The sequence below is a fragment of the Marivita lacus genome (assembly GCF_014637725.1).
GTDB lineage: Bacteria > Pseudomonadota > Alphaproteobacteria > Rhodobacterales > Rhodobacteraceae > Marivita > Marivita lacus.
This window is the reverse complement of record NZ_BMFC01000031.1, coordinates 1-13,763: the sequence shown is the minus strand read 5'-3', so window position 1 is coordinate 13,763 and position 13,763 is coordinate 1. Positions and strand designations below refer to the sequence as shown.

The 13,763-nt window shown below is 59.6% G+C and carries 14 protein-coding genes and 1 pseudogene; 1 reads left to right on the top strand and 14 read right to left on the bottom strand.

Going from position 1 to position 13,763, the window contains the following annotated elements:
- Positions 1 to 563: 563 nt before the first annotated feature.
- On the top strand, positions 564 to 1,457 hold the full coding sequence (locus IEV82_RS22860) for a tyrosine-type recombinase/integrase (RefSeq protein WP_188484402.1): 894 nt from the start codon (positions 564 to 566) through the stop codon (positions 1,455 to 1,457).
- A gap of 57 nt (positions 1,458 to 1,514) precedes the next feature.
- On the opposite strand, the gene IEV82_RS22855 is transcribed toward IEV82_RS22860, so the two are convergent.
- The 14 genes and pseudogenes from IEV82_RS22855 to IEV82_RS24120 form a co-directional block, all read right to left on the bottom strand.
- Positions 1,515 to 2,867, bottom strand: coding sequence for a UDP-glucose dehydrogenase family protein (locus IEV82_RS22855; RefSeq protein WP_188484401.1), 1,353 nt, complete (start codon positions 2,865 to 2,867; stop codon positions 1,515 to 1,517).
- Between the two features lie 10 nt (positions 2,868 to 2,877).
- Positions 2,878 to 3,849 (bottom strand): UDP-glucuronic acid decarboxylase family protein, encoded by a 972-nt coding sequence (locus tag IEV82_RS22850; RefSeq protein ID WP_188484400.1) that lies wholly within the window; start codon positions 3,847 to 3,849, stop codon positions 2,878 to 2,880.
- A gap of 24 nt (positions 3,850 to 3,873) precedes the next feature.
- The gene (locus IEV82_RS22845) at positions 3,874 to 4,689 is read right to left on the bottom strand and encodes a glycosyltransferase family 2 protein (protein ID WP_188484399.1); all 816 of its coding nucleotides are present in this window, start codon (positions 4,687 to 4,689) and stop codon (positions 3,874 to 3,876) included.
- 85 nt (positions 4,690 to 4,774) lie between these two features.
- Positions 4,775 to 5,284, bottom strand: a pseudogene (locus IEV82_RS22840) (class I SAM-dependent methyltransferase); the annotation flags it as partial.
- A gap of 129 nt (positions 5,285 to 5,413) precedes the next feature.
- Positions 5,414 to 5,824, bottom strand: coding sequence for a putative colanic acid biosynthesis acetyltransferase (locus IEV82_RS22835; protein WP_308420471.1), 411 nt, complete (start codon positions 5,822 to 5,824; stop codon positions 5,414 to 5,416).
- A gap of 134 nt (positions 5,825 to 5,958) precedes the next feature.
- On the bottom strand, positions 5,959 to 6,192 hold the full coding sequence (locus IEV82_RS22830) for a hypothetical protein (protein ID WP_188484397.1): 234 nt from the start codon (positions 6,190 to 6,192) through the stop codon (positions 5,959 to 5,961).
- Between the two features lie 118 nt (positions 6,193 to 6,310).
- Positions 6,311 to 7,288: a GDP-mannose 4,6-dehydratase gene (locus IEV82_RS22825; protein ID WP_188484396.1), complete on the bottom strand. Its 978-nt coding sequence runs from the start codon at positions 7,286 to 7,288 to the stop codon at positions 6,311 to 6,313.
- The gene (locus IEV82_RS22820; RefSeq protein ID WP_229747990.1) at positions 7,285 to 8,199 is read right to left on the bottom strand and encodes a glycosyltransferase; all 915 of its coding nucleotides are present in this window, start codon (positions 8,197 to 8,199) and stop codon (positions 7,285 to 7,287) included. Before IEV82_RS22820 ends, IEV82_RS22825 begins: the two co-directional genes overlap by 4 nt.
- Positions 8,200 to 8,345: 146 nt before the next feature.
- On the bottom strand, positions 8,346 to 9,155 hold the full coding sequence (locus IEV82_RS22815) for a class I SAM-dependent methyltransferase (protein ID WP_188484394.1): 810 nt from the start codon (positions 9,153 to 9,155) through the stop codon (positions 8,346 to 8,348).
- 48 nt (positions 9,156 to 9,203) lie between these two features.
- Positions 9,204 to 10,508, bottom strand: a complete 1,305-nt coding sequence (locus tag IEV82_RS22810; protein WP_188484393.1) for an oligosaccharide flippase family protein — start codon at positions 10,506 to 10,508, stop codon at positions 9,204 to 9,206.
- Positions 10,509 to 10,611: 103 nt separating this feature from the next.
- Complete coding sequence (locus IEV82_RS22805; protein ID WP_229747989.1) at positions 10,612 to 11,721, bottom strand: glycosyltransferase; 1,110 nt, start codon at positions 11,719 to 11,721, stop codon at positions 10,612 to 10,614.
- Between the two features lie 23 nt (positions 11,722 to 11,744).
- Complete coding sequence (locus IEV82_RS22800) at positions 11,745 to 12,956, bottom strand: glycosyltransferase (protein ID WP_188484391.1); 1,212 nt, start codon at positions 12,954 to 12,956, stop codon at positions 11,745 to 11,747.
- A gap of 69 nt (positions 12,957 to 13,025) precedes the next feature.
- The gene (locus tag IEV82_RS22795) at positions 13,026 to 13,496 is read right to left on the bottom strand and encodes an acyltransferase (protein ID WP_188484390.1); all 471 of its coding nucleotides are present in this window, start codon (positions 13,494 to 13,496) and stop codon (positions 13,026 to 13,028) included.
- A 173-nt stretch (positions 13,497 to 13,669) separates the two neighbouring features.
- Positions 13,670 to 13,763, bottom strand: a 94-nt coding sequence (locus IEV82_RS24120) for an IS3 family transposase (RefSeq protein WP_373285259.1), incomplete at its 5' end; no start/stop codon positions are given.

Genomic DNA, 13,763 nt, shown 5'->3' with positions numbered 1-13,763 from the left:
TGCCGACGGCGAACGCCATCGGCGGCAGAGAGAACTTCGATTTGAGGTCGGTGGATGAAATCGGACATAAGGTCGGACTTATCATCGGATCGTAGCCAAAGTCAGACGGCCCCCACCGTAGCCTTACTTTCCGGTCGGGCAAATGTCCAGAAAACCTTCGAAGCAATGAAGAATACGCTATCCATGCAGGCTCCGGGTGAGCAACCGCCCGGTGAAAAAATGCTCACAAGGCAGGTGAAGGGAACGTTCGACCGATAGGTTCAGGGTTTCCGAGTGCCGATCCGGATGCCAGGGCGGTCGTCAGGCGAGCCGATGAACTCAATGCCTGCGGCTTCGAATGTCGACTTCAGTGCTTCCAAATTAGGCAAGTTGATTTCGGGAACACCAATTTTAGCCTCAGCACGCCGAATGGTGCTCAGACTTACAGCGCTGCGCTCCGCTAGATCAGCCAATGACCAACCCAACGCGGCTCGTGCGCACCTTATTTGCGGCCCAGTCAGCATTGACACTACCTAAATGAACAATTATTGTTCATATGAACATATTTTTTACTGAGGGCAGGCATGGAAAATAACTGGCGCTCCGTCTTTCAACGCCTCGATGGCGCCTATGCGGCGTCCACGATGCGCAGTTATCGCGCGGATGTCGAGGCCTTTGAAACCTGGTGCCACAAGGAAGGCCTTGTCGCCCCCTTCCCTGCCGAGGCCGAGACACTCTGTCAGTTTCTCGAGGACCAAGCCCAGACAAAGGCGCATTCCACGATCAAGCGCCGCCTCTGTGCGATCCGGCTTGTCCACCGCCTGCTCGAGCTTCCAGACCCGACAGGCTTTCCGGATGTCGAACTCACTCTGCGACGTGTGCGGCGGCAAAAACCTGGTCGTCCCAAACAGGCCAAGGGGTTGACCAAGGATTACCTTGAGCGATTTCTGGACGCACAGCCGGACACGCCCTGGGGATTGCGGAACCGTGCGATGTTGGCTTTGGGATATGAGCTGCTGACGCGCCGGTCAGAGCTGGTGTCACTTCGGACCGACGATTTGGACTTGCGATCAGACGGAACATTCCGCGTTCTCATCCGGCGCAGCAAGGTGGACCAGAACGGTCTGGGGCGCATTGCTTTTACCTCGCGCAAAACAGCAGAACTCGTCACCGAGTGGCTTGCGTGGCGCGGCGAGGATATTCAGCCCTTGTTCTGTCCCATCTACCACGGGTGCCCCATCGATCGTGCCTTGGAGGCAACCATCGTCAAGAGCATCATCAAGGACGCAGCACGGGAAGCCGGGCTGGATCCCTCGGAAGTTGCCGCTTTCAGCGGTCACTCCATGCGCGTTGGGGCAGCGCAGGACCTGCTAGAGCGCGGCGTCGATACCGCCGCCATCATGCGAGCCGGCGGGTGGAAATCCGTGAACATTCTGGCGCGCTATCTTGAGAAAGCAGAGCACAATGTCTGGGCCTGACGGCGCAGTTTCACAGCCTTCAGACGACAATCACTTCATCAAAACCCCACGCTTGGCTCATGATGCCATACGCTTGGCAAGATCCTGAAGGCTTGTCGCGAAGCCTGCACGCCCCACGCTGTCATAGGCGACAAAACCCGCATCTCGCGCGACGGTCGCATTGTAGATGTTGCGCAGGTCGGCCATCGCCGGGCGCGTCATGCTCTCGACGATCTTGCCCAGGTCGAGGGCACGGAACTCGTTCCACTCGGTCAGCAGCACGATGAGGTCAGCGCCCGTGGCGGCGTCATACGGATCGTCCTGCCATTGTACGCCCGGCAGCAACGCTTCCCCCTCGTGCTGGCCCTGCGGGTCACACACGCGCACCTTCGCGCCGCCACCGACAAGAGCAGGAACGATGGTCAGTGACGGTGCATCGCGCATGTCGTCGGTGTTGGGTTTGAACGTCACGCCCAGCACCGCGATCGTCTTGCCGTTGAACGATCCATCACAGAGGTCCTGAAGCTTTTCGATCATGCGCCGCTTCATGTCCTCGTTCACCGCGATCACGGCTTCGGTGATATACATCGGGCTGGCGTGTTCCTGGCCGATCCGGGCCAGCGCCTTGGTGTCCTTGGGAAAACACGATCCGCCATAGCCCGGCCCCGCATGCAGAAACTTGTTGCCGATGCGGTTGTCCATCCCCATGCCTTTGGACACCTGTTTGACATCCGCACCGACCTTTTCGCACAGTGCCGCGATCTCGTTGATGAAGGTGATCTTGGTCGCGAGGAACGCATTGGCCGCGTATTTGATCATCTCGGCGGATTCGAGGTCCGTGGTCACGATGGGAAAATCGCGCAGGTAGAGTGGGCGGTAAATCTCGCTCATCACTTTTGACGCGCGGTCGCTTTCCACCCCGACCACAACCCGGTCAGGTTTCATGAAATCGTCGATTGCCGCACCTTCGCGCAGGAACTCCGGGTTCGAGGCCACGTCGAACTCAAGCTCCGGATTGGCCGCGGCAACCACCTCGCGCACCTTGCGGTTCGTGCCGACCGGCACCGTCGATTTCGTGACGATGACGACGTAATCCTTGGCCGCCCTTGCGATCTCCTCTGCGGCGGCCATCACATAGGTCAGGTCGGCATGCCCATCGCCGCGGCGCGTCGGTGTGCCAACGGCGATGAACACCGCTTCGGCCCCCTCGATGGCAGACGCCAGATCAAGCGTGAAGGCCAGACGACCCGCCTCCACGTTCTTGGCCATGAGCGCTTCGAGACCGGGCTCGTAGATCGGCACCTCGCCCCGCTCCAGCATGTCGATCTTGCGCTGGTCCTTGTCGACGCACACCACGTTGTGACCGAAATCGGAAAAACACACGCCCGATACCAGACCAACATACCCGGTCCCGATCATCGCAATTTTCATGAGAAGCTCCCTATGCCTCGATCAATTCAGGCAGGCGTGTTTTGAAATATGCAATGGTCCGCGCAAGTCCCTCATCGAGGTCAATGTTTGGCTCCCAGTTGAGATTTTCTCGGGCCTTGGTGATGTCGGGCTGACGCTGCTTGGGGTCATCTTCGGGCAACGGCAACTGAACCAACTCCGATTTTGATCCCGTCATGGCAATGGTCTTTTCGGCAAGCTCGCGGATCGTGAACTCGCCAGGATTGCCAACATTGATGGGACCGGTGATTGAGCTGTCTGTGTCCATCATCTTGACAAAGCTGTCCACAAGATCGTCGACGTAGCAAAAGCTCCGTGTCTGCTGACCATCTCCAAAAATTGTGATGGGATCCCCGCGCAAAGCCTGGACGATAAAGTTTGACACCACGCGCCCGTCGGCGTGGTGCATCCGCGGGCCATAGGTGTTGAAGATCCGAACAACCTTGATGTCGAGGTTATGCTGCCGCCAATAGTCGAAGAAGAGCGTCTCGGCACAGCGCTTACCCTCATCGTAGCACGAGCGCGCGCCAATCGGATTGACGTTGCCCCAATACTCTTCGGTTTGCGGATGAACGGCCGGGTCGCCATAAACCTCACTCGTCGAGGCTTGGAAAATCTTCGCCTTCAGCCGTTTGGCCAGTCCCAGCATGTTGATCGCGCCATGGACGGAGGTCTTCGTCGTCTGAACCGGGTCATGCTGGTAGTGAATGGGCGACGCGGGACAGGCGAGATTGTAAATCTCGTCAACTTCCACATAGAGCGGAAAGGTCACATCGTGCCGCATGAACTCAAAATGAGGACGGTTGTGCAAATGCTCGATGTTGCGTTTCGTGCCAGTAAAAAGGTTGTCGACGCAGATGACCTCGTGTCCTTGCTCAAGGAGGCGGTCAATCAGATGTGAGCCAAGGAACCCGGCTCCTCCGGTCACGAGGATGCGCTTGCGGCTGTCATAAAGTCGCGTCACAGAATACTCCAGTCAGTCTGAGGATTATTGATTTTTTGACCGCTGCTCGCGGATCAGCAGCCGTATCGTTTGGAAATACCAGGCCTTGTAGGCGGCGTAGTGGTACCCAGCGGCCCCATCGAGAAGGCCGCGTTTCGCAAAATAAGTGAACAGAAAGTAGAAAGACGGGTACCACCATTTGGCGAGGTGGCGGTACTTGAAGCGCTGCCGAGCCGTAAAGTGCTCCGAAGCGGCGGGATTGCCCTGAAGGCTCATATACCGCTGCGCTTCCCATCGCGCATAGTCGACATGCTTCTCTAGAAACCGCGCCACGCCCTTGTCATCCCGGTGGTCGATGGGAACGGGGATCTCGCCCACAGGTCCCTCGACGATCGGGTGTTCGTGAATCTCCATGTCGAGGCGGCTCCAGCCATCCTCTTCGATCTTTTCGTAAAGCGCCTTTCCGACGCGGAAGAGCGCAAGCTTGCGTTGGCCCAAACCGTGTCGCAGGGGGTGCCCGAGAAAGTGGTTCGTGTAGGTGAGCCAGAACCCGTCATGACCGCCGGTTTCGACGCACCGACTGACGGCGTCGCAAAAGGCATCATCGACGAACTCGTCGGCATCGAGAAAAAGGACCCACGGCTGGCGCGGGGGTTCGTTCAGCAAGAACCAGTTCCGCTTCTTGGGATATTTGCCGTCCCAGGTGAAATCGACGACGCGCGCTCCGAAGCCCTCCGCGATCTCGCGTGTCCTGTCTGTCGACCCGCTGTCGATCACGACAATCTCTGCGAACCGGGACAATCGCTCAAGGCACGCCGCAAGGTTTGCCTCCTCGTTCTTCACGGGGACAGCGACCGTCACGGGGAGGATTCGAGAGACTATGTTATCGGGGCTTTGTCCGACAGGTGTCTTCTGAGGTCCGGCGTTATCGGGCATTCGAGTGAGGTCAGGCAGCGGGTTTACGTGCGATCGCAATCATGGACTTGGCCAGCTGAGGCACCCGACCCACGCGTCGGAAACGAATATGCTCGAACCCGGCTTCGGTCAGCAACTGGGTGAGCGTGGCGATGGACCAGAACTTGATGTGGCCGTGGTCCCAGCCTGCCGTGAAGTGCCTGTCCATCTTGCCCGTCAGCGCGGGGGCCAAGTTCTTCAGGTAACCGTGGTAGGGCGTGGACACGATCGCGTTTCCTCCTGGTTCGACGGGGTCGAACAGCGTTCGCGCATAGTCGCGCGGCGCGTAGATATGTTCGACCACTTCGAGGCTGATCGCCACAGGAAATCGCCCATACTTCGCCGCTAGATCATCATACGCCGATCCTTCTTCGAACCGAAGATGCAGATACGGTTTCCTAGCCCGCGCAATCCCTACCCATGATGGGTCGACGCCCGTGACGGCCCCCCCATCGCGCGCGAGGTGGACTTCAACAATGCCATTTCCACAGCCGAGTTGGAAGAGTTCATGCGGGGAGGCAAAGCGTTTGTGAGGCGGTCAATTCTTCCTTCACCGTCGGAAGAAAATTGGCTTGCGCATGGCCTTGGTAGGCATGTGAGTATCCATAGCCGGAGATGGATGATGGATGTGTCATGGATTACGCTTCCCGATTTCGCGCGCCGGGTTCCCGGCCACAATCAGACCCGGTGCAACACTCTTCGTGACCACCGCCCGCGCACCAACAATAGCACCGTCCCCAATGGTCACATCAGGGCCGATGAAGGCATCTGCACAAACCCAGGCGTCCGCGCCGATCTCGATGGGCGGCTTCAAGAGGGGCATTGTGGGATCACGCCAGTCGTGTGTCCCTGCACAGATATGAGCGCCTTGGGAGACGGTCGTACGCGGACCAATCACGATCGGCCCCAGCGCGTACAGGATCGCCCGATCACCGACCGCGCATTGTGCACCGAGATCAAGGTTCCAAGGCAAAGTGATGCGGACGGTAGGAAAAACATGCACATCCGAGCCGACACTGGCTCCAAAAACTCGAAGCAGCAAGCGCCGCCATCCCCAGAGCGGACGCGGCGACAGCCGGAAAAATGGCGTTGCTAGGCCCCAGAACACCCGCCCGGTCTGCTCGCGACGTGTCCACTTCCGGACCCTTCGGTTAGAACTTACGTCAGTACTGTCGGTCAATCCGTCACCACACAGTCAGGCTGGTCGCCTTTACCGAGGCACCAAACATAGAATTCGACCATACGCCTGTCGTCCCGTATGCGACGGGAAGGACCCGGCCCAACCGTCTCAAAGAACCCAAAGTCGCTCAGCGCCGCCAGATTCACCAACTCTTGGCGCATATCGATCATATTGGTCAAGCCCGGACGCAAGAGATCATCCTGTTCGGGACCGCGGAATTTGGGCTTCATCACTCGATCCAAAATTGCAGGGTTCTCGCCCGAAATTTAACAAATCCTGCAGACGCGAGACATCAGAAAATACAAATCAGGAAACAAAATCAGGGCTTTGAGAGTTGTTCACACCGGATTAACTAGTTTGCAAAAGTTCTGCGCGCACCATCAGCTCTGCAACATCGGTGCCGACAACTTCGGCGCGCCAGTCTATGTGAGACGCCGCCTCCGACGTATCTCCGAAAAGCTGCACGGGTTCGGCGGGGCGTACGAACCGGGGATCGCTGACGACATGGTCCCGCCAGTCCAGACCAACGGTTTCGAAAGCGCGGACAAGAAAGGCCTGCAATGTGGTCGCTTGACCCGTTGCAAGGATCAGGTCCGTCGGGGTGTCTGCCTGCAGCATTCGCCACATGGCCTCGACGTATTCGGGCGCATAGCCCCAGTCCCGAGACACATCGAGACTTCCAAGCGCGATCGGCACCGTGTCGCCGGCCGCGATGCGGGCCACGCCGCGGGCAATCTTGCGCGTCACGAAAGACAGCCCTCGGCGAGGACTCTCGTGGTTGTAGCAAATCGCATTAACGGCGAAGACACCGAAAGCTTCGCGCCAAATGCGCACTGCATTGACGGCAAATGCCTTTGACGCGCCATAAGGAGAGACGGGAATCATGGGGGTCGTCAATGTCTGGGGCGCATGATCGGGGCGTCCGAATATCTCGGAACTGCCTACATTCAGCATCCGGATCGGATGCTCGCAATCGCGCACGATTTCCAGTAGCCTCAGCGTTCCCATCGCCGTTAATTCAGCCGTGGATTCCGGGATATCAAAGCTTGCTCCGAAATGGCTTTGACCGGCCAGATGATACAGCTCATCCGGGCGAGTGCTCTTGACAACGCGCCGAAGGGTGGTTGGATCGTTGAGATCGGCATAATGCAGATGCAACCGGGACCGTTCAGGTGCATTAAGGTCGATATGGTCCAGCCGGGGCCGTTCCGTCATCGAGCCTCGGCGCAGCACGCCATGGACTACATATCCTTTCTCTAGCAGGAGATCAGTTAGATAGGAGCCGTCCTGCCCCGTAATGCCCGTGATTAGAGCTGTTTTTGTCATGCAGTGGGTGCCTCTCCAGCAATGGTATCGGACAGGAAGGTCTCCCATCTATCGGTAAGGACCGAGGTCGAGAATATGGAACGATAGTGCTCTTGAAGGCGCGCACGGTCTATTGTCCCCGCGCGGACACGTGCGAGAATAACGCGGACGGCCGGGATGAACTCCTGGATATCGCCGCTCGTGATGGCGCTGTCCGGGTTGGCATAATCAGGAATGCCGCCCATGCCATTGGCCACGAACGGCACGCCGCAGGCCATGGATTCCAGCAATACCAAAGGGGCGCCCTCTTCTCCCACGGTGGGAAGCAGCGTCACATCATATTCCTTCAGAAGATCGATATATGCACTCCCATCCGGGTACCGGCCTTTGATGGCGATCGTATTTGCAAGGCCCGCCGCCGCGACCTGTGCGCGCAATGGCGTTTCCTGATCCCCGTGACCCCAAACGTCGAGTGTATCTCCCGATTGGGCAAATTTCTCCCATTCCGTCACAAGGTGTGCTACGTTCTTATGTTCCGCAAGGCGGCCGAAATAGGCCATTCGGACGGGGCGGGACAGGGGGGCTGCCGGATCGCGGTCACCCACTTCCAGCTGGTCACCGAGGGCAGGGATGGTTGTTGCGGGCCCGCGCCACCGGAACTCTTGGCAAAAGCGCGTTTGCACCGGCTTTCCCTGCCCAACGATGGCATCGAAGCCCAGGTGGACCATGCGCCGGGGATCCTTGGGGCCCGACGATCGTCCGCTCATGACTTCGAAGAAGATCTTCTTGCAGTTCCGCCCGGATCGCAGCGCTCCAATCATTGCGGCGCGCCCTGTTCCGCAGACCACGATGGCATCCGCCCAACCGCGCAGCCCGAACCCGCGGACCGCATCCATGGCGCCGCCATAGGTGATGACCTCCGCACCGGGCACCGCATTCAACGGGCCCCAATGATCGGCCATGGCTTGTGGCGTCAAGACGCGCACATCATGACCTCGTGCAGCCAGTTCTGACGCCAGAATGCGGGTATGGGTCTGGATGCCTCCCAATCCGTAAAGATATCCTAAGAGCGCTATTTTCATGCCTCTCGGGCCGTCATCATCAGCCAGCTTTGCGGCGCACCGCGCCCTTCGGAGAGCGCCTTTTGGGCAAGCGCAGGCTCCATATCCGCAAGCTCCGAGAAGCGCACAGGACTTTTGCCTAACTCCATTTCTACACTCTCAATATCATGAGTGTCAGCAAACCTCCTACGCATGAGATCCTCCACGCCAGGCGCGGCGTGGTCGTGGAGCTCCACGACGATATCACACTTCAACAAGGCTGGGGCTGTTTTTGGATCGAGCAGCACGCCTTCATAACCCTCACAATCTGATAACAAAAGGCTTCTGGCCTCCAAATTCTCAGCGAGCCATTGCGGTGTACACATCGTCCGGATATCAACATTGCGTGCATTGTTTTCTCTTGTTAGCGCTTGCGTGGCGCGACGAGCCCATGGATCTGTGTCGAATGCAATCACTGGTGTATTAGGTTTGGTGAGCGCTAGGCCTACCGTGTAATATCCGTCGGCTGAACCAACATTAATTACGGCTCGGTAGTTCTTAGCTTTCAGCTTCTCGATCCAGGGATGGAGTTCATCCTCGTAGCTGCCTAGTAGTTTATGGATTAGATTACGCTGTGACACGGTCATGTCAGGGTAGGTAAGGCCAGTGAACGGGCCATGGAGTACCGAACGCCCGAACTTTTCCACAAAGCGATGGGAGGCCTCTGTCAAGCCTTCCCTTGCCTCAATACTGATAATGAGTCGTTGAGAACGTGCGGCCACGACTTGTGACATGATCGGTGGAGCAATAAGCATGCCCAGATCACGGATAATATGGCGTAACTTCATGAAAACCTCCATGATCTAATGGTCGATCTGATTTCTAGGAGCGCACACCTAAACACGTTTACTGGTTCCGTCACGCTGAAAGAGTGGATTGTCAAAGGCCAAAATATCCACGCGTAAGCCAAGACGCCGGCGTACCATGACATAGAGTGCCACCCAGCTTGCAAGAAGCTGAACCGCGGTGCCAATCACGGCCCCCAATACCCCCATGATCGGGATCAGCATCACCGACAATACCGCGTTCAAGAAGCACGTGGCCGCAAAGATGCGCATCACATCGGCCTCACGGCCTATTGCACGAAGCAATTGCTCTGTCGGCCCCATGAAAGCGACTATCAGATAGGCCGCTACTAACACCCGGATGCCCCAGATCTCCGGTAGGAATTCAGGCACATAAAGTGACAAATAGAACTCCGCTAGCATCCAAGCACCGACTGCCCCGCAGACCGTCAATACAGCACCTAACCGCGCAGTCTGACGGGCAAGGGTGGTCATCTCTTTGCGTTTTCCTTCAGCCCATAAACGTGTCATGGCTGGTGCGGCCAGAAGTCCTGCAGCATTGAAAAAAAACGAGACAGCTATGGCGGCGCGTGACACCGCATAATATGCCGCCACGTCCCGGGGTTGCGCGAGGAGCGTCAACAGGATGACGTCGATCTGCGTGGAGGCGTTTATGAGCGTCTGCGACCCTGCATAGACCAACCCTTGCCGGAGTGCATGCGGGTGGTTTGGCGACCATAACCCGGCGATCTTCATCCGCGTGATCGCTGCCATATGTCCCGGCCCGCGCCAGCCCACCAGCAGGATAAGCAACGCGGTCGTTGCGCCGAGCAATTGCGCCCACAGTGGTGCGCTGGCCGTGGGGCCGATCAACCATACCATCACAAAGAGAAAACAGAGCGTTGCCACAGGCCGGATCAGCCCGCCCACAGTTTGAGCGAACATCACCCGTTCGAACCCGGTGGTGACGATGCCAAGCGTTTGCGCGCCATTGGCAACAACGACAAAGAACAGCGCGAGGGCTAACATTCCCTGCCCTAGAGCCAAGGCGCCGAGGGCGCAGAGGGCAACCAATAGATTGATGATCAGCAGCCATTGCCCGACCGGTCCCAGCAGTACATCCGGGGCGCCGCCCCGGACCGCTGCCACTTCCCGTCCCAGCAGTGCCGGTAAGCCAAGCCCGAGCGCCGTCGTGGCGATAGTTGCGACGGCCATGACGGAAATGTAGCTGCCAAAGGTCTCCGGGCCGAGCAGGCGCGTGCCGAGGATTGCAAAGGCCAGCATTGTCAGCGTGGCGGCGAAACGCAGCGCGCCCGCATAGAGCGTCTTTGCCAGGGTGATCCATGATTGTCGCACGATTACGCTCTTCATTCCTTCAGGCAGCGGGCCAGCTATACCGTGTCGTCGGGGTCTACTTACAATTTTGCGGGTAGATTCCAAAGCGCGTGGGTCGGCTTTCTCAGCGGGCGGCAAGCCGCGCGCCTTGCCGTCGGGCCAAGGCGCGATAAAGTTCCGCATGGCGCGCGGCGATGGCTGTCCAGCTGAAGCGAGCGATGACCAGCGCGCGGCCCAGATCCCCCATACGCGGCAGATCTGCCCGTGCAAGGCCGTCCGCGAGGGCGCGGGGGCTGTCCCCGATCTCGTGGGCGGCGCCCTCGGAAAATCCTTCCGGCAAGTTACACTCGCGGGTCATCAGCACCGGAAGTCCCGCGGCCCAAGCTTCCAGAACGCTCATAGGAAGACCCTCCGAATAGCTCGGCAGGACGAAGGCGTGGGCCTCCGCCAAGGCCTCCGCCTTCGCGGACCCAAGCAAGGGGCCTCGAAAGCAGATTTCCTTTCCGTAGATCAGGCCGCGCTCGGCGGCACGGGCTTGGAGGCTATCGCGCTCTCCGACCTCGTCCGGCCCGACGACCTGTAGCCGCCATGCGGCACGCGTTTCCTGCGGAAGCGCGGCCCAGTGATCGATCAGCCGCGCCAGCCCCTTCTTGGGATGGATCCGTCCCAGGAACAGGCATGTGCGCCGTCCTTCCGGCATCTGGCGAGGGGCAGGATCCGGGCCCGGGTCGACCCCATTGGGAATGATTTCCACAGGGGCGTTGGGCAGCACCTTGCGCACGGCGTCTACTTCCGCAGCGGCCAGCGCATGGATGCAGGCAGCCCGTGTCAGGTTGGCGCGTTCCCAAGCGAACCATACCAACCGTTTCTTCCAGGCTGCATTGGCACGGGCCCACGGATCCAGCATCCCCCTAGGCGAAATCATCGTCGCCCGACCCGCACGCGCGGCCGCCAGAACGGGCAGCCCGATCCCCTGCCAGATCCCATGTTGGTGAATCACGTCCGCGTCTTTCAGCGAAGGTCCTAATCCCGGCCGCCATCCAAACGCCGACGGCCCCCAGGAGGGCGCCGCATCCGGGTGCAGCGGGGCCCAAGCCGGCAGGTCGCGGGTGGTATCCCCGTCTATCAGGCTGTGAACGCGTATATCGATGTTGTGCTCCGCAAGCGCTAGCGACAGTCCGCGCACAGAGTTGAACAAGCCGCCAGCCCGGCGCGAGACTGACCCGGTGACCATGGCAACACGCAAGGGCCCGCCCATCAGGAGACCCGAGCGATTTCTGCGCGTTCGATCCTTGAGAGCAAGGCCCTGTCAAGGAGGCCGACCGCGCGGCGGCGATAGGCAGCAAGGGCCGCTTCGGCGGCATCCCGCAATCCGGCGCCGAAGCGGGACGGCCCCCAATCGGCGATGGCCGCCTGCGCCGCGGCACCCATTTGTGCGCGTCCTTCCGGCCCCAAGTCTCGCCACTGCATGAAGGCGGCGGCGATCGAAGGGGCATCGGCGCGCGTTACGATCCCGCTGGTCCCGTCTGAGACAATGCTTCGTGTGGCGCCGCACCGATCAGACACGATGACGGGCAGAGCGCAGGCCATGGCCTCGTTGATGACGAGGCCCCATTGCTCGTGGCTCGCCACATGCACAAACCCATCTGCCAGCGCGTAATAGACTGGAAGATCGTCATAGCCTCGATATCCGGGCAGGTGCACATTGTCTGGGGCGGGATGTGCTGCGCGCGCTGCCTCGATCTCCGGCCGCATCTCACCATCGCCGAGGATGACAAGCTCTGGCCCGCCTGTGTCAAACACCTCGCCATGGGCCGTGATCAACGTGGTGAGGTTCTTCTTCCGGATGAAGCGTGAAGAGGCGAGCAGGTATTGCTCGGGCAGGCCATGCTGACGGCGCAGGGCCTCGGCATCCGCCCGCGCCATCTCCGCTCTGGTCTCGAAATGCGCGTTTCCGACGGCGTTGTATCCCTGGAAGATGCGTGCCTCGGGCATCCCGAGGGTGCGGATGTAGTCGGCATGGGGCGGGCCGCCGACCAGCGCGGCATCCGCCAGCCTGACCAGTCTGCCCTTCACCCATTCCCGAAACGGCTGACGCTTGTCATCGTCGATCTGCGATTCTGACATCATTACAGTAGGTATACCATTGGCCCGGGCCCAGCGGAGCGCGATTGCGCTTTCCGCATTGGCCCATCCCGCTACGGCCAGCACATCCGGTGCGCTTTCGGCCAGCATCCGCGTGAAGGCGTCCTTCAGCAGACTCTTGCGCAAGGCCACATCATAGGTCGCGCGGTCTTCGTAAAGCACCAGACGCGCATAGCTCCCCAGATCGGTTGCTGCGAATTCGTCGAAGGCGCCGCGCCCCATGGTGGCTACCACAGTGACATCGCCCTCGATCACGGTGGCGGCGCCGCGGTATCGGGCGTCGTGATAGTGGCCAATCTGGCGTGTCAGGATCGTGATGCGCATTGAATTTCCTGGGTGAAATGGATTTTCCGCGTTGCTAAGTCCGGCATTCCCAAGAGGCAATCGCCCTGCTCACAACGGGTGCCGTGTCCCATCTTCCGCCAGTAGCCGTCGGGCGCGGGCCGGTACGCCCGCGATCAGAAGGTTCGGACCGAATGTGCCGCGCACCACGGCATTGGCGGCGATGATGCAGCCCGCCCCGACACAGCTGCCTGGGCCGATATGGACACCGCGCCCGATCCAACAATTTTCGCCGATCTCGATGGGCGCGATGTCGAAACCCTGCCCCCGGACGCCTGTGCCTGGTGTGAAACGGTGATCCTGATCTCGGATGGTAACATACTCGCCAATGGCGGTTCCGGTTCCGATGCGGATGCTTTGGGCGGCCACCACATGCGTCCCGGTATTCAGGCTCACATCGTCGCCTATCACGATCTCGCTGGTGCGGCCGGTCTGAAAGAACACGCCGTCCCCCACCATGCATCCCGCGCCCAACCGGACGCGCCGGAATGGCATGGGCAACCGGATCCGTCCGGCAAACATAGTCCCCGCTCCGACCTTTTCGAAGAAAAGTGGACAGGTGAGGCGGATGAGACGTCCGCGCAAACTCCAGATGAATGGGACCATTAACGATTATTCCAGGACAAGCCGGGGATCATGCGTGCCAGCTTGGGTTCGTGTGCAAGTGGCCTGCTGCCGATTTCGTGGACACAGGGTTAGGTTTGCATAGCTCGGTCCTCGAACGCCATGGGGCTTAGGTAGCCCAGTTTGGAATGGCGTCGCCTGGGATTGTAGAAGCGCTCGATGTAG

Bases quoted from the DNA above. Each gene is read 5' to 3' on its own strand.
- IEV82_RS22830 (WP_188484397.1), bottom strand. From the start codon at position 6,192: ATGAAGCCCAAATTCCGCGGTCCCGAACAGGATGATCTCTTGCGTCCG.
- IEV82_RS22815 (WP_188484394.1), bottom strand. From the start codon at position 9,155: ATGAAGTTACGCCATATTATCCGTGATCTGGGCATGCTTATTGCTCCA.
- IEV82_RS22800 (WP_188484391.1), bottom strand. From the start codon at position 12,956: ATGCGCATCACGATCCTGACACGCCAGATTGGCCACTATCACGACGCC.
- IEV82_RS22805 (WP_229747989.1), bottom strand. From the start codon at position 11,721: ATGGTCACCGGGTCAGTCTCGCGCCGGGCTGGCGGCTTGTTCAACTCT.
- IEV82_RS22795 (WP_188484390.1), bottom strand. From the start codon at position 13,496: ATGTTTGCCGGACGGATCCGGTTGCCCATGCCATTCCGGCGCGTCCGG.
- IEV82_RS22825 (WP_188484396.1), bottom strand. From the start codon at position 7,288: ATGACAAAAACAGCTCTAATCACGGGCATTACGGGGCAGGACGGCTCC.
- IEV82_RS22855 (WP_188484401.1), bottom strand. From the start codon at position 2,867: ATGAAAATTGCGATGATCGGGACCGGGTATGTTGGTCTGGTATCGGGC.
- IEV82_RS22860 (WP_188484402.1), top strand. From the start codon at position 564: ATGGAAAATAACTGGCGCTCCGTCTTTCAACGCCTCGATGGCGCCTAT.